This window comes from Shewanella youngdeokensis, assembly GCF_033180165.1.
GTDB lineage: Bacteria > Pseudomonadota > Gammaproteobacteria > Enterobacterales > Shewanellaceae > Shewanella > Shewanella youngdeokensis.
The window spans coordinates 1,277,982-1,300,488 of sequence record NZ_CP136522.1; the positions used below are offsets into that span (position 1 = coordinate 1,277,982).

19 protein-coding genes are annotated in these 22,507 nt (G+C 45.4%); all 19 read left to right on the plus strand.

Going from position 1 to position 22,507, the window contains the following annotated elements:
• Positions 1–27: 27 nt before the first annotated feature.
• The 19 genes from flgL to fliM all read left to right on the plus strand — a co-directional run bounded on the left by flgL (position 28) and on the right by fliM (position 22,502).
• Positions 28–1,230 carry a flagellar hook-associated protein FlgL gene (gene flgL, locus RGE70_RS05420; protein ID WP_310470513.1) on the plus strand — a complete coding sequence of 401 codons (1,203 nt, stop codon included), beginning with the start codon at positions 28–30 and terminating at the stop codon, positions 1,228–1,230.
• Between the two features lie 285 nt (positions 1,231–1,515).
• Positions 1,516–2,709, plus strand: coding sequence for a flagellin (locus RGE70_RS05425; RefSeq protein WP_310470514.1), 1,194 nt, complete (start codon positions 1,516–1,518; stop codon positions 2,707–2,709).
• 582 nt (positions 2,710–3,291) lie between these two features.
• A complete protein-coding gene (locus RGE70_RS05430; protein ID WP_310470515.1) occupies positions 3,292–4,470 on the plus strand; it encodes a flagellin in 1,179 nt (392 codons plus the stop codon).
• A 257-nt stretch (positions 4,471–4,727) separates the two neighbouring features.
• Positions 4,728–5,171, plus strand: a complete 444-nt coding sequence (locus RGE70_RS05435; protein WP_310470516.1) for a flagellar protein FlaG — start codon at positions 4,728–4,730, stop codon at positions 5,169–5,171.
• A 186-nt stretch (positions 5,172–5,357) separates the two neighbouring features.
• Positions 5,358–6,719, plus strand: coding sequence for a flagellar filament capping protein FliD (gene fliD, locus RGE70_RS05440; RefSeq protein WP_310470517.1), 1,362 nt, complete (start codon positions 5,358–5,360; stop codon positions 6,717–6,719).
• 106 nt (positions 6,720–6,825) lie between these two features.
• Positions 6,826–7,179, plus strand: a complete 354-nt coding sequence (locus RGE70_RS05445) for a flagella biosynthesis chaperone for FliD, FliT (RefSeq protein WP_310470518.1) — start codon at positions 6,826–6,828, stop codon at positions 7,177–7,179.
• A gap of 6 nt (positions 7,180–7,185) precedes the next feature.
• Positions 7,186–7,587 carry a flagellar export chaperone FliS gene (fliS, locus tag RGE70_RS05450; protein WP_310470519.1) on the plus strand — a complete coding sequence of 134 codons (402 nt, stop codon included), beginning with the start codon at positions 7,186–7,188 and terminating at the stop codon, positions 7,585–7,587.
• 278 nt (positions 7,588–7,865) lie between these two features.
• Positions 7,866–9,299 (plus strand): sigma-54 dependent transcriptional regulator, encoded by a 1,434-nt coding sequence (locus RGE70_RS05455; protein ID WP_310470520.1) that lies wholly within the window; start codon positions 7,866–7,868, stop codon positions 9,297–9,299.
• 175 nt (positions 9,300–9,474) lie between these two features.
• Positions 9,475–10,554 carry a sensor histidine kinase gene (locus RGE70_RS05460; RefSeq protein ID WP_310470521.1) on the plus strand — a complete coding sequence of 360 codons (1,080 nt, stop codon included), beginning with the start codon at positions 9,475–9,477 and terminating at the stop codon, positions 10,552–10,554.
• A 4-nt stretch (positions 10,555–10,558) separates the two neighbouring features.
• Positions 10,559–11,911 (plus strand): sigma-54-dependent transcriptional regulator, encoded by a 1,353-nt coding sequence (locus RGE70_RS05465; protein WP_310470522.1) that lies wholly within the window; start codon positions 10,559–10,561, stop codon positions 11,909–11,911.
• A gap of 301 nt (positions 11,912–12,212) precedes the next feature.
• Positions 12,213–12,548: a flagellar hook-basal body complex protein FliE gene (gene fliE / locus RGE70_RS05470; protein ID WP_310470523.1), complete on the plus strand. Its 336-nt coding sequence runs from the start codon at positions 12,213–12,215 to the stop codon at positions 12,546–12,548.
• A gap of 41 nt (positions 12,549–12,589) precedes the next feature.
• The gene (fliF, locus tag RGE70_RS05475; RefSeq protein WP_310472927.1) at positions 12,590–14,287 is read left to right on the plus strand and encodes a flagellar basal-body MS-ring/collar protein FliF; all 1,698 of its coding nucleotides are present in this window, start codon (positions 12,590–12,592) and stop codon (positions 14,285–14,287) included.
• Complete coding sequence (gene fliG, locus RGE70_RS05480; RefSeq protein ID WP_310470524.1) at positions 14,277–15,332, plus strand: flagellar motor switch protein FliG; 1,056 nt, start codon at positions 14,277–14,279, stop codon at positions 15,330–15,332. The genes fliF and fliG overlap by 11 nt, the downstream gene beginning before the upstream one ends.
• Positions 15,332–16,264, plus strand: a complete 933-nt coding sequence (fliH, locus tag RGE70_RS05485) for a flagellar assembly protein FliH (RefSeq protein ID WP_310470525.1) — start codon at positions 15,332–15,334, stop codon at positions 16,262–16,264. Before fliG ends, fliH begins: the two co-directional genes overlap by 1 nt.
• Positions 16,236–17,576: a flagellar protein export ATPase FliI gene (gene fliI, locus RGE70_RS05490; protein WP_310470526.1), complete on the plus strand. Its 1,341-nt coding sequence runs from the start codon at positions 16,236–16,238 to the stop codon at positions 17,574–17,576. Before fliH ends, fliI begins: the two co-directional genes overlap by 29 nt.
• Positions 17,577–17,597: 21 nt before the next feature.
• Positions 17,598–18,044: a flagellar export protein FliJ gene (gene fliJ, locus RGE70_RS05495; protein WP_310470527.1), complete on the plus strand. Its 447-nt coding sequence runs from the start codon at positions 17,598–17,600 to the stop codon at positions 18,042–18,044.
• Positions 18,045–18,179: 135 nt separating this feature from the next.
• Positions 18,180–20,816: a flagellar hook-length control protein FliK gene (locus RGE70_RS05500; protein ID WP_310470528.1), complete on the plus strand. Its 2,637-nt coding sequence runs from the start codon at positions 18,180–18,182 to the stop codon at positions 20,814–20,816.
• Between the two features lie 97 nt (positions 20,817–20,913).
• Positions 20,914–21,420: a flagellar basal body-associated protein FliL gene (fliL, locus tag RGE70_RS05505; protein ID WP_310470529.1), complete on the plus strand. Its 507-nt coding sequence runs from the start codon at positions 20,914–20,916 to the stop codon at positions 21,418–21,420.
• A gap of 53 nt (positions 21,421–21,473) precedes the next feature.
• On the plus strand, positions 21,474–22,502 hold the full coding sequence (gene fliM / locus RGE70_RS05510) for a flagellar motor switch protein FliM (protein ID WP_310470530.1): 1,029 nt from the start codon (positions 21,474–21,476) through the stop codon (positions 22,500–22,502).
• Positions 22,503–22,507: the final 5 nt, after the last annotated feature.

Consider the following 22,507-nt stretch of genomic DNA (forward strand, 5'->3'; position numbering starts at 1 on the left):
TAAACACGGTTAGGGAAGGGACACATTATGAGAATTTCTACGGCGCAAATATATAACCAAACCAGCACTAATGTGATGAATAGCCAGTCAGCTACCAGTAAAATTATGGATCAGCTGGCCACCGGCAAAAAAGTCAATACTGCAGGTGATGATCCCGTCGCCGCCATCGGTATTGATAACATTAAGCAGCAAGATGCCGTAGTTGAGCAGTTTTTAGAAAACATTGACTACGCCACAAGCCGCTTAGCCGTCACCGAAAGTAAAATTGGTAGTGCTGAAAACGTCGTACTAAGCATGCGAGAGCAAATGCTACGTTCGGTCAACGGCACATTAAGTGACGCCGATCGGCAAACTATTGCCGATGACATGCAAAGTAGCCTGACTGAACTGTTGTCAATTGCCAACAGCAAAGACGAATCGGGTAACGGCGTGTTTTCTGGCTTTAGTACTAACTCAACGCCCTTTGCTTTTGATAACAGCGGCAAAATAAATTACAGCGGTGATGCCGGCGTGCGTGAAACCGTTGTTGCGTCGGGTGTCACTATGGGCACCAACGTGCCGGGCGATAGCGTATTTATGAATGCTGCTAACGCGATTGGCGACTATAGCGTTAATTATCTGCCGAACCAGCAAGGCTCATTTAGCGTTGAAAGCGCCACTATTACCGATGCTAGCACAGCCGTATCGGGCAACTATACTATTGACTTTGTTGATAATGGCAGTGGTGGGCTTAATGCTAACGTCACCGATTCTGCTGGCACTATTACCAACATTACCGACTTTGACCCAACCAACCCCATCGTGGTGGCAGGTGTTGAGGTTCAGCTAACTGGCACCCCAGTAGCTGGCGATACTGTCGAGCTCACCCCAGCGCAAGATTCTAATATTTTTGACACCCTAAATAGTGCGATTGCATTGCTGTCCGATGGCGAAAAGCTCAATAGCCCTCAAGGGCAGTCAGAAATGGCACAGTTATTGAATAACCTTAGCTGTGGGCAAGAACAGATGGGCATTAGTCGCAGTGTGGCGGGTACTAGCTTAAAGAGTTTAGAAAGCTTTGCCAGTACACATGAAGAGGGCCAGCTCATTAATCAGTCGGCATTGTCTTTGCTGGAAGACTTAGATTATGCCGAGGCTATTACCGAGTTTGAAAAACAACAAGTGTCGCTTAATGCGGTATCAAGTGTGTTTAGTAAGGTCGGTTCTATATCGCTGTTTGATTACTTATAAAACCACATTATTTTAAGCAAAAAGTCATTGTTGGCAATATTGGCACAAAATAAGCATTAAGTAAGTTGCAAACAGCAAATATAACTCGAATAAGCTAAAAAATTGACAGTCAAGCACTTGGTAATGTTGAACTTAGTCAATTGATTAACAGCATGTCACCATATCGGTGGCGCAAGGTTGAACAGATTCAGATTCAATAACGAAGCATGAATAGTGAACCGTGAAATATTAACAATTTTAGCCAAGTAGCATTCTTGGCGAACAAACTATCAAGAGGATTACACCATGGCTATTAGCGTTAATACTAATGTCACATCAATGAAAGCTCAATCGAGCATGAACTCTGCTAACAACGCTCAGCAAACATCAATGGAGCGTTTATCGTCAGGCTTGCGTATTAACAGCGCTAAAGATGATGCTGCAGGTTTGCAAATTTCAAACCGTATGACCAGCCAAATTAACGGTATTGGCGTGGCAATGCGTAACGCTAACGATGGTATTTCAATTGCCCAAACCGCTGAAGGCGCAATGCAAGAGTCAACCAACATCCTGCAGCGTATGCGTGACTTGTCATTGCAATCGGCTAACGGCTCAAACTCAGCTGATGACCGCACCGCAATCCAAACCGAAATGGAGTCTCTGCAAGCTGAATTGACGCGTATTTCTGATACCACCGCATTTGGTGGCCAAAAGCTACTTGACGGTAATTACGGTACGCAAAATTTCCAGGTCGGTTCAAATGCAAATGAAACCATTGCATTGACACTAGAAAGCACTGCTGCTGAGACGATTGGTATTAAAGGTCAAACTGTAGCTGGCGCGTTAAGCGCTGCGAACCTTACCGCAATGGCTGTAGATAACAACGCCGATGGTATAGGGGCTACTATGACGTTTGCCTACACACCAAAAGATGGTGAACAACAAGATCTAACTTTAGAGGTTGATACCTCTTGGACGCCAGAAGAGTTAGCTTCTGCCATAAACGGCAAGTTAGCTGACACCGGCGTAACCGCTGAAGTTGACGCTGCTGGTACTGGTATTGCCTTTGGTGGTATGGCGGATAATGGCGCGGCGATGACGATGTCAATCATGGATGGGGCTGGAACACCGGCTGCCGTGACTCCGTCAGCGGCTTTAGCTTTAGGTGGCGATGACACGCTAGAAAATTACGTGATTGATATCGATGTTACCTCTGAAGCGGGCTCACAAGATGCGATTGGTGTGATTGACGCTGCGATTTCACAAATCGACACCCAACGTGCTGACTTGGGTGCGGTGCAAAACCGTATGAGCTTTACCATTAACAACTTAAGCAACGTACAAACTAACGTGTCGGATGCACGTAGCCGTATTCAAGATGTTGATTTTGCCTCAGAAACAGCCGAACTAACTAAGCAGCAAATTTTGTCGCAAACATCATCTGCAATGCTTGCACAGGCAAACCAATTACCACAAGCGGCGTTATCGCTATTAGGCTAGTCAATTAGGCGGCTAATACTAACAACTTAATGCGCGCTCATAGCCTCGGTATTTTTATCGAGGCTTTTTTGTTTTTTAGCCGCTCGTTTGTCATCAATACGGCTTACACGCTTGTCATGACTAACCTCCCTGGTTGCTTTTTTATAATCGCAAAGACACAAGACTCCCATTAATGAGGTTAATCGTGCTACGGTTTGAGTCTCATTTAGCGGTGTTATTCTATTAACGTCGATTGCAAGCGACGTCGATAAACTCACATCCAAACTGGTGATTACCGCTTTAGTCGATCGTGCTAGGTCGTGGTGATGAATACCACTAAATAAGGCTATTAAACTTGCGGCAGCAGGCTTGATGATTGCGAGAGTTATAACCATGAAATATAAAAGGTGAGTGTTCTAAGTGTGCGTTTTAAAAGGATAAAAGCAATTAGCGTGAATAAATATCAAAAAAAAACTAAAGCTTAAAAAGAATGTGCCGTTATAGATACTGTAACCAACATGATTCGCCTGGCTTTAGATAGACAGGCACCATATAAGTACTGATGTCGAGTACAGTCTAAAGCAAAGGTAAGAGGGATTAATAATGGCTATTTCAGTAAATACTAACGTCACATCAATGAAAGCGCAAAGCAGCCTAAACAGCGCTAATACGAACCAACAAACCTCAATGGAGCGTTTATCTTCAGGTCTTCGTATTAACAGTGCTAAAGATGACGCAGCCGGCCTACAAATTTCTAACCGTATGACCAGCCAAATTAACGGTATTGGTGTGGCAATGCGTAACGCTAACGATGGTATTTCGATTGCCCAAACCGCTGAAGGTGCAATGCAAGAGTCAACCAACATCTTACAACGTATGCGTGATTTGTCTCTGCAATCGGCTAACGGTTCAAACTCAGATGAAGACCGCGATGCAATTCAAACTGAAGTAGACTCACTTAATGCTGAATTAACCCGTATTTCGGACACCACTGCATTTGGTGGCCAAAAATTACTTAACGGCGATTTTGAGACAAAGAATTTCCAAGTGGGTTCTAACGCTGGCGAAACAATTGCAATTACATTAGGCGATATTTCAGCAGATAAATTGGGTATTGAAGGTAAGAGCGTAGCAGGTGGATTAAACGCAGCTAACATTACCGCTTTAACTGCAGATTCTGATACTGACGATGTCGCCGGTACTATGAAGTTCACCTACACGCCAGACGGTGGTTCAGCAACGGATTTAACTGTAACTGTTGGCGTTGATGCAACTGCAGATGAATTGGCCGCAAGTATTAATACTGCACTTGAGGACACCGGCGTTACTGCCACAGTTGATGGCGGTGGTATTGTATTTGGTGGTGTTGCTGAAAATGGCTCAACTATGACATTAACTATGGCAGATGATGAAGCAACTGCTATTACCCCTGCTACAGCATTAGACTTGGGCGATGATGATTCAAAAGTTTTATCAGTTAATGATATTGACCTAACCTCTGAATCTGGTTCTCAATCTGCAATCAGCGTGATTGATGCGGCAATTGCAAGTATCGATAGTGACCGTGCAGATTTAGGTGCGGTGCAAAACCGTATGGACTTTACTATTAACAACTTGAGTAACATTCAGACTAACGTGTCAGATGCACGTAGCCGTATTCAAGATGTTGATTTTGCATCAGAAACTGCCGAGCTAACTAAACAGCAAATTTTGTCACAAACATCATCTGCAATGCTTGCACAGGCAAACCAATTGCCACAAGCTGCATTGTCATTGTTGTAAGCATAAGCGGACAGCTTAACTCAGGTTAAGCTGTTAGATTATGATAAACACAAAGCTGATTTTGTAAGTAAATTGATTTAAAGGGGGAGTCGGCAACGGCTCTCCCTTTGTGCTTACACTGAATTAGAACCACAGCAGTTGCAGCGTTAACATTGCATTAGTTGTTAACGCACAACACAAGCGTGCTGCCAGTAAACCGACAAGGCAAATTAGGGTGGTCTCTACTGCCTTAGTGATAAATAAACGGAGTGGTGAACATGGACTTAAACGTAACCCACAGCGCTGTTACCCCAACGGTGGTTGATGCCGCAAACACACAGCCGGCTGCTCAGCAAACACTGAACACAAAAAATGTTTCAGCAAGCACCGAAACGGTCAGTAAACAGCAGCATATCGGCAATAGCAATATTGAACAAACACCGGCAGCCGAGCCGTTAGTAGAAGATGAGGCGGAGCAAGCACTATCTCCCGAAGAGATAGAAGAAGTGACCACTAAACTGTCGGACATGATGGCGATTTTGCGTAAAGGGTTAACTTTTACAGTAGATGAAACATCCGGCACGCAAGTGGTCAGTGTACTTGATATTGATACCGGCGAGTTAATAAGGCAGATCCCCAACGAAGAAGCCTTAGAGTTGGCCATTAAATTGCATGAAAAAATGGAAGAGATGGACGGTTTATTAATGTCGACCCAAGCGTAGAGACGATAGTTGGCGCTTTTTAGCTAAAAAGCGACGCAAGTCATTTATGCACCTGAGGTGTTTGGGTTACTTTAAGCATTCGAGTTCATCTTGAGCCACTCGTCGTTGTAATTAGAGCTCGGCTTTGAGTTAACGAGTGATGTGTAGTAACAAGTAGGTATTTTTCATTAGCGTATTGAGGTTGTCATGGGGTTAACATCGGTTGGTATTGGTACAGGAATGGACATCAATGGCATTGTCGCGGCCTTGGTTGATGCCGAAAGCGCGCCCAAAGTGGCCAGCTTTGATGCCACCGAAAAAGAGATTGAAGCCGAAATTTCTGCCATGGGCACCCTTAAAAGTGCGCTCACTTCATTTCAAGAAAGCCTCGAAGAGCTAACCGATCCCGATACCTTTATTGCCCGCAAAGTTGATGTGTCCAGCAGCAGTTACATTAGTGCTGAGGCCGATGGCACCGCGGTTGAAGGCAGTTATAAAATTGAGGTTGAACAGTTAGCCGAGAGTCAAAAACTTGGCTCTATGCCTGTGGACGACGCCTCTGCCGCCATTGGTGAAGGCTCGCTCACGTTAGCTGTCGACGGCGAAGAATTTATAGTCGATGTTGCTGAGGGTGATTCACTTGAAACCATCATGCAAAAAATTAATGATGCCGAAGACAATATCGGCATTACAGCCACCATTATTACCGGTGACAGCGGCCCACAATTGGTAATGACATCAGACGAAACCGGCACCGCTAAGCAAATTACCGTGACCGCAGATGACACTAGCGGTTCAGGCCTTAGTGACACCTTCACCATGACCGAACTCAGCGCCGCAAAAGATGCAATATTGTATGTCGACGGCCTTAAGGTGACCTCTGGCAGCAACACGGTTGAGAATGTTATTACAGGGGTAACTCTGACAGCATCGGACGCCGACCTTAGCAAAAGCACCACCTTGAGTATTTCAGCCGATACCGGCACCGTACAAAAAAGCATTGAAGGTTTTGTTGAGTCTTACAATTCGTTGATGAGCAAAATATCTAGCATGACGGCCTATAACGCAGATACTGACACTGCGGGAGTATTACAGGGCGACTCAATGGTCCGTAGCATTCAAAGCCAGTTACGCGGGGTACTATCAAGCACTTACGACTCGGAAGATGGCGCGACCATGCTTGCCAATTTAGGGGTGAAAACCACTCAAACTGGCACCTTAGAAATTGAAGAAGATAAGCTCACCAGCGCCCTTGAAAACGACATGACTCAAATTAGAGACATGTTTGCCACCGAAGACACCGGTCTTGCGGCAAGAATTGATGGTGTGCTCGATTTTTATGTGCAAACGGGTGGCACCATTGACAGCCGTGATGAAACTCTAGACAGCCAGATGTCGAGGCTCACCGACAGCCGCGAGCAACTCGAAACCAAAATGGCTTCTTATGAGTCAAGACTACTTGATCAGTTTAATGCCATGGACCTACTCGTGGCCAATCTCAGCGCCCAGTCAGCCGATCTCGCCACTCGACTCGCCTCATTGCCAGGCGGCGCTGGGGCCAGTAGCTAATTTACCTAACCGAACCAACTCAGATTAAGTGGCTAGCTTGCCACTTAATCTCGATATTGATGGGTTAAGTATTTAGCCCAACTTGAAGTCACTTTGAAGAAAACCTATGCAGCCCACTCAAGCATTAACTACTGACACCCTCAAGCAACTTGCAGTTGTAGACAACTCGATGGCTGAATTGCTCGATGAACTTGAAAAAACTGATTTTAGCGATGAAGCTTCCGACATGTTGGTATCTAAATTGCAAGATGTTATTCGCGCGCGTCAAATTTTAATTGGCCGGTTGGTCGCAGATCCTCAGTTTGTAGATAGAAATTACCTACAAGCACAGGCCAACATGACCAGCGAATTTGAACAGCGAGCCAAGAAAGTGTTAGCAAAACGCGAGGCCTTGTTACGGGGTATTCGTAACAGTAAACGCCAAATTAACGTGTATAAATCAATAGATTCAAATAGGTAGGTAGTTATGAGAGGTTCGCTTCAATCATATCGTAAAGTGTCTTTAGATAGCAGTCTGGCAGTCGCGTCACCTCATAAAGTGATACAAATGATGTTTGCCGGTGCGTTAGAGCGTTTAGCTCAAGGGCGTTATGCAATTGAACAGAACAATTTAGAGCTTAAAGGTGTAAGTTTAGGCAAAGCGGTAAGTATTATTGCCGGTTTGAACAGCAGCCTTAACATGGACGCTGAGGGTGACGTGGCCGGTAATTTAAGTGCGTTATATGACTTTATGTTACGCAGGGTTTCAGAGGCCAATATTAACAATGACGTTACCGGAATCGATGAAGCCGCTAAAATTTTACGGATGATAAAAGAAGGTTGGGACGCAATACCGGCTGAGCTACATGAGTTGTCTTCTGAAAAATAAAATACACTGCTAAAAAGGCGTTTTTACCGACTCCTTTTTGGCAGATGTCAAAAACATGTCACCATCAAAATATTCTGCGTTTAATTTTTGAGCAAAGAAGATTCAGTTTCTCATAAAGTTGATCTGAGACTTGCTAATATCGAGCTGATAATACACTATTCAACCTAGCAGTGATCTTGGCAAGCATTTCTTTTAGTCAACCAACTGGCTTTGAAAAAGCAACGAACACTAATAATTAATGCGCTGATACAAAATAGATATGCCTTACGGCCTTTGGAATGATGCAGACAGATCAACGAATTCTACTAGTCGGTAACCCGTCGGAGCGAATCAATCGCTTGTTATGTGTATTTGAGTTTTTAGGTGAGCAGGTTGAGTTGGTCGGTTTCGATAAACTTGAGTTGCACACGGCGAAAACTCGATTTCGCTCGATTGTGTTACCTACTGAAACCCAATCAAAAGAACTTATTCAGTCTTTAGCTAGTGCGCTTCCTTGGCAGCCTTTTTTGCTGCTTGGCGAACAGCTTGATATTAAAATGTCGAATATTCTTGGTTGTGTTGAAGAACCACTAAACTACCCTCAATTAACTGAAATGTTGCACTTTTGCCAAGTGTTCGGTCAAGTTAAGCGTCCAGAAGTGCCTACGAGTGCTAACCAAACCAAACTGTTTCGTAGTCTTGTTGGCCGCAGTCAGGGGGTGGCCAATGTCCGTCACCTTATTAACCAGGTTGCCAGTTCTGAAGCAACGGTGTTAATTCTCGGCCAATCAGGTACGGGTAAAGAGGTGGTTGCTCGCAATATCCATTATATTTCTGATCGCAGTAGCGGACCTTTTATTCCGGTTAACTGTGGCGCGATTCCGGCAGAATTATTAGAAAGTGAATTGTTTGGCCATGAAAAAGGCTCCTTTACCGGAGCGATAAGTGCGCGTAAAGGTCGGTTCGAATTAGCAGAAAAGGGCACCTTGTTTCTTGATGAAATAGGCGATATGCCACTACAAATGCAAGTTAAACTGCTGCGTGTTTTGCAAGAAAAAGTGTTCGAACGCGTGGGTGGCACTAAGTCAATATCAACAGATGTACGGGTGGTGGCTGCAACGCACCGTGATCTTGAAAGTATGATTGAAGCCGGCGATTTCAGAGAAGATCTATATTATCGTCTGAATGTGTTTCCTATTGAAATGCCCGCTTTGTGTGAACGCAAAGAAGATATTCCATTATTATTACAAGAATTGATCAGCCGTGTTTACAACGAAGGCCGTGGCCGCGTGCGCTTTACGCAACGGGCAATCGAATCGCTCAAAGAGCATGCATGGTCAGGTAATGTGCGTGAGCTGTCTAACTTAGTTGAACGCTTAACGATTTTATATCCAGGCGGGCTGGTCGATGTGAACGACCTACCGTTAAAGTACCGCCATATTGATGTGCCTGAATATTGTGTTGAAATCAGTGAAGAGCAACAAGAGCGTGACGCTTTTGCGTCATTGTTCAGTGATGAAGAACCGATAGACATCCCTGAGACGCGTTTTCCAAGTGAGTTACCGCCAGAAGGGGTTAACTTAAAAGATTTGCTGGCAGAGCTTGAAATTGACATGATCAGGCAAGCACTCGATAAGCAAGATAATGTGGTAGCGCGTGCGGCTGAAATGCTTGGCATTCGCCGGACGACTTTGGTTGAAAAAATGCGTAAATATGGTTTAGGCAAAGACTAAATTTAACATCAAGCATAGATTTATTTATGGCTTAATAGACAACCGTTATATCTAAGATATAACGGTTTTTTGTTTTTATAACTGCTCAGTTAATCGGCGAGTGTTTCTAACTGGTAGCTTTGTGGCATGAAACCTGCTTCATTCCGTTAAATGTAGTTTTTTTGACGGAGTCATTATGTCCGCAATTCCCCAACCAAAAATGGATACGCTTACAACCAATCGCCCACAATGGGTCGATGTACAGCAAGCCGCAAATATGTCCAATCGTATGGAGCATATTTTGCAAGCTATGCCATCTGGGGTAGTGATCATCAATGGCGACGGCATCGTAACGGATGCAAACCCGGTGGCAATTGAACTCCTTGGCGGGCCTTTAGAGGGGTTACGTTGGTTTAAAGTGATCAATCAAGCTTTTTCACCACAAGATGATGATGGTCATGAAGTATCACTGCGCAATGGTCGCCGCGTAAAACTGGCGATTACACCACTAACGCCCGAACCTGGGCAGTTAATTGTATTAACAGATTTGACCGAAACCCGGTTACTGCAAAAAAACTTATCACACCTACAACGCCTTTCGGCTTTAGGCAAAATGGTCGCGACGTTGGCCCACCAAGTGCGTACGCCTTTAAGTGCTGCGTTATTGTATGCCTCAAATTTAGCTAGCCCGAGAATATCGGCTGAATCGAGAACACGATTTCAGGGTAAATTGGTCGATAGACTCAATGAGTTAGAGCAGCAAGTTAATGACATGCTGTTGATGGCTAAAGGCCGGCAAAAAGAGCTTGATACCATTGTTACCGTCGATGACATTATTGACAGTGTTTTAAATAATTGTCAGCCGATTGCACTGCAAAAAGGTTGTCAATTACATGTCGTTAATGAATCAGTTGAGCGCATGCGCGCTAATGATTCTGCGCTTAGCTCAGCAATCAATAACTTGGTGATTAACAGTATTGAAGCGGGCGCAAATCAAATTGAAATTAAAGCGTTTGATAGTGCCTCAGGTCTACATATTGAGGTCATTGATAACGGTAAAGGGCTTGACGCGGCGATGCAGCAGCAAGTGCTTGAACCCTTTTTTACCACAAAAGCACAAGGCACTGGCCTTGGGCTTGCGGTTGTACAATCGGTTGTAAACAATCATGGCGGTAGCATGCAGTTAAGCTGTCAGGTGGGTATTGGTTGTAAAGTGTCACTGAAATTTCCATTGCTAGTATCACATAGTATCAACGACTTAGTTGAAGGGTCATAAGCGCATGTCTGAAGGTAAATTACTGTTAGTTGAAGATGATGCCGCATTACGTGAAGCGCTATTAGACACGCTGATGTTGGCGCAGTATGAATGCGTTGATGTTGAGTCTGCCGAAGCCGGTATTTTGGCGTTAAAAGAGCACCGTTTTGATATGGTGATAAGTGACGTGCAAATGGACGGAATTGGCGGGCTAGGTCTGCTTAACCATATGCAGCAATACCACCCTAAAACGCCAATGTTGTTGATGACAGCTTTTGCAACGATTGACCATGCAGTAAATGCAATGAAGTTGGGCGCTGTTGATTATTTGGCAAAACCGTTTTCACCTGAAGTGCTACTTAACCAGGTTTCACGATATTTGCCAGCTAAAACAACCGCAGATAATCCCGTGGTTGCCGATGAAAAGAGTTTGGCTTTATTGGCATTAGCGCAACGTGTTGCTGTGTCTGACGCATCGGTGATGATCATGGGGCCTAGCGGTAGCGGTAAAGAGGTGTTAGCGCGCTACATTCATCAACATAGCCATCGTTCAGCATCGCCTTTTGTGGCAATTAACTGTGCGGCAATTCCTGAAAACATGTTGGAAGCAACGTTATTTGGTTATGAAAAGGGCGCTTTTACTGGCGCTTATCAAGCTTGTCCGGGTAAGTTTGAACAAGCTCAAGGCGGCACTTTACTACTTGATGAAATATCAGAAATGGAAGTGGGCTTACAGGCTAAGCTATTGCGCGTATTGCAAGAGCGTGAAGTCGAGCGTCTTGGTGGCCGTAAAACCATTAAACTAAATGTGCGAGTATTAGCGACCTCCAACCGCGATTTAAAAGCCATGGCAACATCAGGCGCGTTTAGGGAAGATCTCTATTATCGCATCAATGTGTTTCCGCTAACGTGGCCAGCGCTTAATCAACGCCCTGCGGATATTTTACCGTTAGCAAGGCATATGATAAACCGCTATGCCTTGGCGATGAATAAAACCGAAGTACCAGCATTGGCTGAGTGCGCGGCAAGGCGCCTACTGACCCACCGCTGGCCAGGTAATGTACGTGAGCTTGATAACGTAATACAGCGGGCGTTAATTTTGAACGTGTCTAATGAAATCACCGTCGCCGATATTATTATCGATTCGGTTGATATCCCATTGTCGGCAGAAGCATTACCGGTTGAAGAGGACAAACCGTCGGAGCTTGATGGTTTAGGGCATGAGCTAAAAGCCCAAGAACACGTGATTATTTTAGAGACGCTGACGCAATGCAATGGTAGCCGTAAAGCCGTGGCCGAAAAGTTAGGGATCAGTGCCCGTACCTTGCGTTATAAAATGGCAAAAATGCGCGATGCTGGGATACAAATTCCTGCTTAGTGCCTGATGTTAAAGTATATTAAGTACCTTGCCGTTAACCCCCAAATGTAGTTAGCACTCAGTGTGATGGGGCATACGGCAATGGCGACACTGCAGCTCAGCTGCGCAACTTTGATAAACCCTAAGCCAGCTTTACAGCGCGATTTACGCATAACACCACACTGCTACATTCATATCTTTTAAATGATTAACCACAGCCGCTTAACACCATTTGCTGATGTACTGTCAAATTTGGCACGATAACTGCTTTACATGATGTCATTAAGGTTTTTGTCAAGAAAACGACATTGGGAGTAGAGTCATGCAAATAGGTGCCAATTCATTACTGCAAGAGATGCAGTCACTTAGCGGTCAGATCGGGGTTAATCCAGGGACGCAAACTGGCATTTCGCGTCAAGTTAATAACACCTCAGGTGCTGACTTTGGGCAACTACTCTCGCAAGCTGTTGGAAATGTAAGCGAACTTCAGTCAAGTGCGGCAAATTTAGCCACTCGCCTTGATATGGGTGACACCACAGTGACATTATCTGATACCGTAATCGCGCGTGAAAAATCAAGTGTTGCTTTTGAAGCTACAGTACAAGTAAGAAATAAGCTGGTCGAAGCTTATAAAGAAATTATGAGTATGCCTGTTTAGGCCCTAAATACTAACTGCAGGTAGTCATTGTGAGTACAGAGATGGTCGTTGGAACAGGTTCGAATATTGCTGCAAGTGGGCAGTCTGGTGGTGTTCAAGAAGAGCATAAGCCGGGTGTAATGGGCTCTATGGGTAATATCGATATGTTGCGTCAGGTTACGATGATCTTGGCGTTAGCAATCTGTTTAGCTTTGGCTGTATTTGTGATGATTTGGGCGCAAGAGCCCGAATATCGGCCATTAGGCGAAATGAGCACCCAAGAGATGGTGCAGGTACTGGATGTACTCGATAAAAATCAAATAAAGTACCAGATCCAAGGCGATGTGGTAAAAGTTCAAGAAGATAAATATCAAGATGTAAAAATGATGCTAAGCCGTGCCGGTTTAGATCAGTCTTCTGCATCTGACGACTACCTTAGCAAAGACAGTGGCTTTGGCGTGAGCCAACGGATGGAGCAGGCTCGTCTTAAACATAGCCAAGAACAAAACCTTGCCCATGCCATTGAAGAGCTCAAAAGTGTTAGCCGCGCTAAAGTTATTTTAGCCCTACCAAAAGAAAATGTATTTGCCCGTAACCGCTTAAAACCGAGCGCTACCGTGGTAGTGAGCACTCGCCGTGGTGGATTGGGCCAAGAAGAGGTCGACTCGATTGTTGACCTTGTCGCATCAGCTGTACATAACCTAGAGCCAAACAAAGTTACCGTTACCGACTCTAATGGTCGATTACTTAATTCTGGCAGCCAAGATGGTGTCTCTGCCATTGCGCGTCGCGAGCTGGAAATTGTTCAGCAAAAAGAGTCTGAATACCGTAACAAGGTTGAATCCATTTTAATGCCTATCTTGGGGCCTGAAAACTTTACATCTCAAGTGGACGTCAGCATGGATTTTACAGCCGTTGAGCAAACGGCTAAGCGATATAACCCTGACTTACCGGCACTGCGCAGTGAAATGGTGGTTGAGAATAGCTCAACCAATGGTCAAAGCGGCGGTATTCCGGGGGCGTTATCGAACCAACCGCCAATGGAATCGGATATTCCACAAGAGGTCGGTAAAGAAAGTACCTCGGTAAGCTCGGGCAACAGTCACCGTGAGTCGACACGAAACTTTGAACTTGATACCACCATTAGCCATACTCGGCAGCAAGTTGGGACGCTAAGAAGGGTGAGTGTATCGGTTGCCATTGATTTTAAAAATTCACCCGTTGCCGAAGACGGCAGTGTGACCCGTGTACCACGCACTGAAGCAGAAATGGCCAATATCCGTCGCCTGTTAGAAGGTGCAATTGGGTTTAATACCCAGCGCGGCGATATGATAGAAGTGGTGACCGTGCCCTTTATGAACCAATTAATAGAAGCTGCACCTGCCCCAGAAATGTGGGAAGAGCCTTGGTTTTGGCGCGCAATAAGATTAGCTGTGGGGACTTTGGTCGCCTTGGTGATTGTATTTTTTGTTATTAGCCCGCTGCTTAAACGCATTGTTTTTCAAGATAGTAGTAAAATACCTGACGAACCAAGTGTCGCTGACGAGTTAGCAGAAATAGAAGATCAGTACGCTGCCGACACATTAGGGATGCTAGAAAGACCTGAAGCTGAATACAGTTATGCCGATGATGGGTCGATTTTAATCCCTGATCTGCATAAAGATGATGACATGATCAAAGCCATTCGTGCGATAGTTGCGAATGAACCTGAATTGTCCACTCAAGTGGTAAAAAATTGGTTAGTAGACGATGACAAATAATACAAATGCAGACGGCAAAGCCGTTGCACCGGCCCCCGGTTTTAAACCTGAAGATTTAACCGGTATTGAAAAAACCGCCATACTACTACTGAGCTTAAGCGAAAGCGATGCCGCCACGATACTTAAACACCTTGAACCTAAACAGGTGCAAAAAGTGGGTATGGCCATGGCTGCAATGCAGGACTTTGGTCAAGAGAAAGTGATTGGGGTACACAAGTTATTTTTAGATGAAATTCAAAAGCATTCGTCTATCGGTTTTAACAGTGAAGAGTTTGTGCGTAAGGCGTTAACCGCCGCGCTGGGTGAAGATAAAGCCGGTAATCTAATTGAACAGATTATTATGGGCAGTGGCGCTAAAGGCCTCGACTCACTTAAATGGATGGACGCCCGCCAAGTGGCCACCATTATTCAAAATGAGCATCCACAAATTCAAACCATTGTGTTGTCTTATCTTGAGCCAGACCAAGCTGCTGAAATTTTTGCCCAATTCCCAGAAAATACTCGCTTAGACTTAATGATGCGCATCGCAAACCTCGAAGAGGTGCAACCTGCAGCATTACAAGAGCTAAACGATATTATGGAGAAACAGTTTGCCGGACAAGGTGGTGCACAAGCCGCTAAAATGGGTGGCTTAAAAGCGGCTGCGAGTATTATGAACTACCTCGATACAGGGGTTGAAAGTCATTTGATGGAAACCATGCGTGAGTCAGATGAAGAGATGGCGCAGCAGATCCAAGACTTAATGTTTGTATTTGAAAACTTGAGTGATGTCGACGATCTTGGTATTCAAGTTCTGCTACGTGAAGTACAGCAAGATGTGTTAATGAAGGCACTAAAAGGCGCTGACGACCAGCTTAAAGAGAAAATGTTGGGCAATATGTCTAAACGCGCCGCTGAATTACTGCGTGATGATTTAGAAGCTATGGGGCCAATCCGGATCAGCGAAGTTGAAATTGCTCAAAAAGAAATTTTATCCATTGCACGTCGCTTAAGCGAAAGTGGTGAACTGATGCTTGGCGGTGGCGGCGGTGATGAGTTCTTATAATGGCTGACAACAAAGAGCCGAAAGGGGCTACAGTCAATACCCATGATGAGTTTGATCATTGGGACTTACCTGACATTACCAAAGAGGTTGATAGCTCATCATTAAATATGTTTGGCCGTCACGGCTCGCATCTAGAAATTGAAGATGAGGTAACAACCGATACTTTGTTGCCTCCAACACTTACTGAAATTGAAGATATACGAGCCCATGCTGAGCAAGAAGGCTTTGTTCAAGGCGAAGAAAAGGGGCTTGCTGAGGGGCTAGAAAAAGGCCGTTTACAAGGGTTAGAACAAGGTCACGCTGAAGGGTTTGAACAAGGTAAAGAGCAGGGACAAGAAGCGGGTCTGCAAGCTGCAACAGAAATGCTACAACGTTTTGAAACACTACTCAGCCAATTTGAACAGCCATTAAGCATCTTGGATACTGAAATTGAAAAAGAGTTACTGTCTACCGCAATGACACTGGCAAAAGCGGTAATAGGGCATGAACTGAAAACCTATCCAGAACACATTTTAACCGCCTTGCGTCAAGGTGTTGACTCATTGCCAATTAAAGAGCAAAAAGTGAACATTCGGGTGACGCCAGACGACAGTAAATTGATCACCGATTTGTACACTGCAGCCCAGTTAGAGCGCAACCGGTGGGATATCGAAGCCGATCCGAGCTTGTCGGTAGGTGATTGCGTTATTACCAGTGGTCGTAGCCACATTGATATGACGGTCGATTCCCGCATTAAACATGTGTTTTTTGAGCTTGAAAAAAGTGAACAAGATTTGTTATTGCAAAAAGAGCAGCAACAAGAAGCACTGTTGGCAGAGCAAGCAAACAAGCAGGCGGTAAGTGCAAATAACACCGTATCGGCCGCACAACAGGCACAAACCCAGCCTCCAACTGAAGGTGAACATGCCAACACGCCAACACCTACTGCGTAGCAAGCTGGCGCAGCATCACCAAAAAGTGAACCCTTTTGTTGCCGAAGCCAGCGGCCAACTTGTTAGAGTTGTCGGTTTAACGCTTGAAGCTACTGGCTGCCGTGCTGCTGTCGGAAGTTTGTGCTCAATTGAAACCATGTCGGGTGACTTGATAGCTGAAGTTATTGGTTTTGATGATGAGCTACTCTATTTGATGCCGATTGAAGAGCTGCGTGGAGTGTTGCCAGGTGCCAAAGTGACCCCGCTAGGGCAGCAGTCAGGCCTGAGTGTTGGCTTAGCGCTGTTAGGCCGAGTGCTTGACGGCAGTGGTCAACCTATTGATGGGTTAGGTAATCTACAAACCGACCATAAAGCTCCAACACATACCCCAGCGATTAACCCTTTAGCACGCCGAGCCATTAGCGAGCCGTTGGACGTTGGTGTGCGCGCGATTAACTCAATGCTAACCGTCGGTAAAGGCCAGCGCATGGGCTTATTTGCGGGCTCAGGTGTTGGTAAAAGTGTGCTCTTGGGAATGATGACCCGCGGTACTACGGCCGATATCATTGTCGTTGGGTTGGTCGGCGAGCGTGGCCGAGAAGTTAAAGAGTTTATCGAGGAAATTTTGGGCTCAAAGGGACGTGCCCGCGCAGTGGTGGTGGCAGCTCCTGCTGATACATCAGCGTTGATGCGTTTGCGAGCGTGCGAAACCTCGACTCGTATCGCGGAGTACTTTCGTGACATGGGGTACAACGTATTATTATTGATGGATAGCTTAACCCGGTATGCGCAAGCACAGCGAGAGATTGCCCTTGCGGTGGGTGAGCCACCCGCAACTAAAGGTTATCCGCCTTCGGTGTTCGCCAAGTTGCCTAAATTGGTTGAACGAGCCGGTAATGGTGAAGGTAAACAAGGGTCTATCACGGCATTTTATACCGTGCTAACAGAAGGTGATGATCTACAAGATCCGATTGCTGATGCTTCGCGGGCAATTTTAGATGGCCATATTGTATTATCGCGCTCTCTGGCTGATTCTGGCCACTATCCCGCTATCGATATTGAAGCTTCAATTAGCCGTGTTGCGCCAATGGTTATCACCGCTGAGCACTTAGAAGCGATGCGACGTGTTAAACAGTTATATTCTGTTTACCAACAGAATAAAGATCTTATTTCAATTGGCGCCTATACCCAAGGAAGCGATCCTAGAATTGACAACGCCATCCGCTTACAGCCAGCGATGAATGCGTTTTTACGACAAACCATGAAAGACGCGATCTCTTTTGAAAAAAGTATATTAATGTTGAGCCAATTGGGTGCGCAATGCCACGCCTAATTAAAACGAGTGGGTTAAGTCATGGCTAAAAAAGACCCGCTATTTACGGTACTGAAACTAATGGAAGAGGCTGAAGAGCAAGCCTCGCTGCAGTTGCGCGCTGCACAACTTGAGTTGCAGCGACGCCAATCTCAACAAAAAGCACTACAAGACTACCGTTTAGACTATATGAAGCAGATGGAGCAGCAACAAGGTAAACAAATTAGCGCGAGTTATTACCACCAATTCCACCAATTTATTCGCCAAATCGATGACGCAATTGTGCAGCAAGTTAATGCAGTGCAAGAGGCGCAAACCCAGCAACAACATCGTCAAGTTCACTGGCAAGAGAAGCAACAAAAACGTAAAGCAGTAGAAATGTTACTCGCTAAAAAAGCTGAACAAACACAACTTGCTGAGCAGCGTGAAGAACAAAAACTGATCGATGAGTTTGCGTCACAACAGTTTTATCGCAAAGCCCGCCGCTAAGGTTCTTCCTGCCGCCTTTATTGGCATTATAATTGCTTTGAATTATTGTTGGCGGCTCATTTCAAGTTGATTTTTGACGCCCATTATTCGATTAACCTTGTTTTGTGCTTGTTTAGGGCCGCTGACGGAGAAGTAATGCAGCAGATGACTAATATGTTACTGAGTAACGCTGAGTTAGGTGCGTCAAAAAAGGCGGTAAGTAGCCCATTGTCGACGACCGAAAGCGGTGACTTTTCGGCGGCTTTGCAAAAAGCCACTGCCGCTACTGAGCATGACAGTATTTCTGATGCTGGATCATCAAAAAATAGCAAGCCAACGGTAACCCCAGCAGAAGAGGCTAATTCTAAAAAGAGTGACGCAAGTGTGTTAAAAGGGGCTGACGCTGGTCTCGCTACAGTGCAAAAAACAGTAGCTAACCAATCAGCGACAAGTACCGAAGTGGATGGCTTTTCTACCTCCCTTGAGCAAGCCTCAGCAGCAAAAGAACATGTTGCTACACTTGAGCCTGAGCTAACAAACACGAGTAAGGTAGCGGTCACGTTACCAAACGAGCTAAATTCTCAAGCCCAAGGCGCTAGCTTGCCTACAGAATTGACACCTGCTGAGGATGCGCGCCCTAAATGGGTCGATAGCCAGTTGCCTGCAAATACCGAAGAACACTTGGTAGCAAAAGAGCATGTCGATACACCTGAGCCTGAACTAACGAACACGAGTAAAGTAGCGGTCACGTTACCAAGCGAGCCAAATTCTCAAGCCCATGACGCTAGCTTGCCTACAAAATTGACACCTGCTGAGGATGCGACTCCTAAATGGGTCAATAGCCAATCGCCGGCAAGTACCGAAGAACACTTGGTAGCAAAAGAGCATGTCGATACGCTTGAGCCTGAACTAGCGAACACGAGTGAAGTAGCGGTCACGTTACCAAACGAGCCAAATTCTCAAGCCCAAGGCGCTAGCTTACCTACAGAATTGACTCCTGCTGAGGATGCGACTCCTAAATGGGTCAATAGCCAATCGCCGGCAAGTACCGAAGAACGCTCGGTAGCAAAAGAGCATGTCGATACGCTTGAGCCTGAACTAACGAACACGAGTAAAGTAGCGGTCACGTTACCAAGCGAGCCAAATTCTCAAGCCCAAGGCGCTAGCTTACCTACAGAATCGGCTCCTGCTGATGATGCGCGCCCTAAATGGGTCAATAGCCAATTGGCGACAAATACCGAAAGAGATAATTTTTCGGACGCACTTGATAAAGTCCGCGATGTACCTGAACATGATAATGTTGCCTTAACAGAGCCGACAAAGACCACATTGACCGATGTTTTATTGGAGCCGTCTTTAGTACCTGCAGCATCAACATTATCGGCAGATGATTTTAAAGCAGATATCGGTAAATCACTGAATAAGTTCGAAATAGAGCACAGTGACTCAGTTAATCAGGTATTAGCACAGATAAACCTAGCAAATAGTTACAGCCCTATTTCAAATGTCGAAGCAAATATTGCCGCTGACGGCGAAAGTTTGCCGCCAGTTGATACCGCGGCTGAAAGTACGCAGCGCGCTCAGCTTACAGGTGAAATCAGCGATGAGATAGTTCAAGCACTCAGTTTGCAAAGCGGTGTGGCTGAGCAAAACTTGCGCGACATGCCAAGCAATGAGCTTAACGCCTTACTCAAGCAGAGCAATATACTTAACGCTGAGGGGGAATTGTTAAACCAATATACCGCGCTATCAACGCAGTCTGGCACCGCAACGCTAGCTATGGGCTCCGTTAAGTCATCACCAACTACAGTCGCTAACGAGCCGCTAGTGGCAAGTCGCTCACCATTGCCAGCAATGGATAAGGCGCCACAGTTAGAAAGTGCTATCAATACCCAACAAGCGAATTTAACCGCTCAAACTAATAGTGCTGAACAAACAGAAGATGCTGTGTTCGATCCGCTAGCCGTGCCATCAGCTAAAGCCGCAAATCGCGATATATTAGGTAAAGAGTCCGCTATCGTCACCAGTGGTGCGGTTGGTGTTAGTCAGCAGGCTGCTGAAACGATGACGAAAACCGATGCCGAAATGACTGCGAGCACCAAGGCGGCCATCGTTAATGCAAATTCTAGTGTTAATAGTGCTGCTCTGAGCACTGAGTCGTTAAAAGAGGCCGAGCTGTCAGTGAGGTTAACGCCGATTCAAATGGGGTTAGAGGCAAACTTGGCTAGTGGTAGTGAAACATCACCTGCCCATGATATTAAAACCGTAACGGGCTTGCAGGCGCATAATTTACAAGTGCAACAAAGCTTAACGCGAGTAGAGCCACAACAAATTCAGCTGTCACTTAAACAGCATGCTGACCAAGCGACGCAGATGCAAGAGATGATCCAGCGTTTTTCACCAGTGATGAAGCAACAGCTTATCACCATGGTTAGCCAAGGTGTTCAGCAGGCCGAAATTCGCCTCGACCCCGCTGAACTCGGTAGTATGATGGTACGCATTCAAGTTCAAGGTGATACGACCCAGGTACAGTTCCAGGTGTCACAACACCAAACCCGTGATCTAGTCGAGCAAGCCATGCCACGACTGCGTGAAATGCTTGCCGAGCAAGGCATGGAATTAACCGATGGCCAAGTATCACAAGATAGCCGCGGTGGTGAGCAAGGTTTCCAAGGCAAGGGCAGTGCTCAGGGGCAAAATAATACTCTAGTGGACGATTTTTCAGCAGAAGAGCTCGTTGCTAGCGCAAATGTATCAACTAGTTCGGCATCAGGTATAGATTATTACGCGTAAGCAGGTAACCTATAGGTCTACAAATAATTTTGGTTTAATGAGCAGCGCAATTGTTGCTTGTTAAGCAATAGCAAGATGCTCCGGTTAGGGAAAACAAATGGCAGAACAATCATTAGAGCTTGAAGTTAACGACGAGCCTAAAAGTAAGAAAAAACTGTATTTATTTGGCGGTATCGCCGTCGTACTTGCAATAATTATTGGTGTGGCAGTATGGATGTTACTGTCTTCAGATGCGGAAAAAAATAGCGACTCTGGCGAGGTGGCAGCAGAAGCGACGGGCAAAGGCGAGGCTTTTTACGTTGGTATGCCGCGACCATTTCTATTTAATTTACCAGCCAATGGCCGCTCGCGGTTGGTTGAAATTAAAGTGCAATTAATGGTACGTGGTCAAGAAGATGACGTATTAGTTAAAAAGCACATTCCATTGGTTGAAGATGCGCTGTTAACGACGTTCAGCGGGGCTGATTTTCAAAAGCTTAGTACCCAAATCGGCAAAGATGAAATGCGCCAGTTAGCAGTACGAAATGTACAAAATACCTTACAGCCCATTGTCGGGCGAGAGGTGGTTGAAAAAGTATTATTTACCGGCTTTGTAATGCAGTAAGTTTGCACGGCTTTTTGTAAACCAAATGTTTTTATATAGGCAAAGGCAATATAGTGAGTGATTTATTAAGCCAAGACGAAATTGATGCACTACTACATGGTGTCGATGACGTCGATGAAGAGATGATTGATGATAATGAGCTTGATGCTCGTTCTTATGATTTTTCTTCGCAAGACCGTATTGTCCGTGGCCGTATGCCTACGCTCGAAATTGTTAATGAGCGTTTTGCTCGTCACTTGCGGATCAGTATGTTTAACATGATGCGCCGAGCAGCAGAAGTGTCGATAAACGGCGTACAAATGCTTAAATTTGGTGAGTATGTACATACTTTGTTTGTACCTACTAGCTTGAATATGGTGCGCTTTAGCCCTTTAAAAGGCACCGCGTTAATTACCATGGAAGCACGTTTGGTGTTTATTTTGGTCGATAACTTTTTTGGTGGCGATGGCCGTTTCCATGCCAAAATTGAAGGCCGTGAATTTACCCCGACCGAACGCCGAATAGTGCAGCTGCTGTTAAAAATCATTTTTGAAGATTACAAAGATGCTTGGGCACCCGTGATGGACGTAGAGTTTGATTTCCTCGACTCTGAAGTTAACCCTGCCATGGCAAACATTGTAAGTCCAACGGAGGTTGTGGTAGTCAGCTCGTTCCATATTGAAGTGGATGGTGGCGGTGGTGATTTTCATATCACCATGCCTTATTCAATGATTGAACCGATCAGAGAGTTACTCGATGCGGGTGTTCAAAGTGATACTCAAGACACTGACATGCGTTGGTCACAAGCGTTGCGAGACGAGATCATGGACGTTGAGGTTGGCATTGACGCTACCGTGGTTGAACATAAAGTATCGCTGCGTGATGTACTTGAGTTTAAAGCAGGCGATGTGATTCCGATTGAGTTGCCTGAACATATCGTTTTAAAAGTTGAAGACCTACCCACTTACCGTTGTAAGATGGGAAAAACAAATGAGAATCTTGCATTAAAGATTTGTGAAAAAATTCCGCGACCAGAGACGGTTAAGTCAGAGTTACAGCTGGTGACCAATAAAGGTAAGATCCGCGAACGCTCTGAGATATAAGGTGA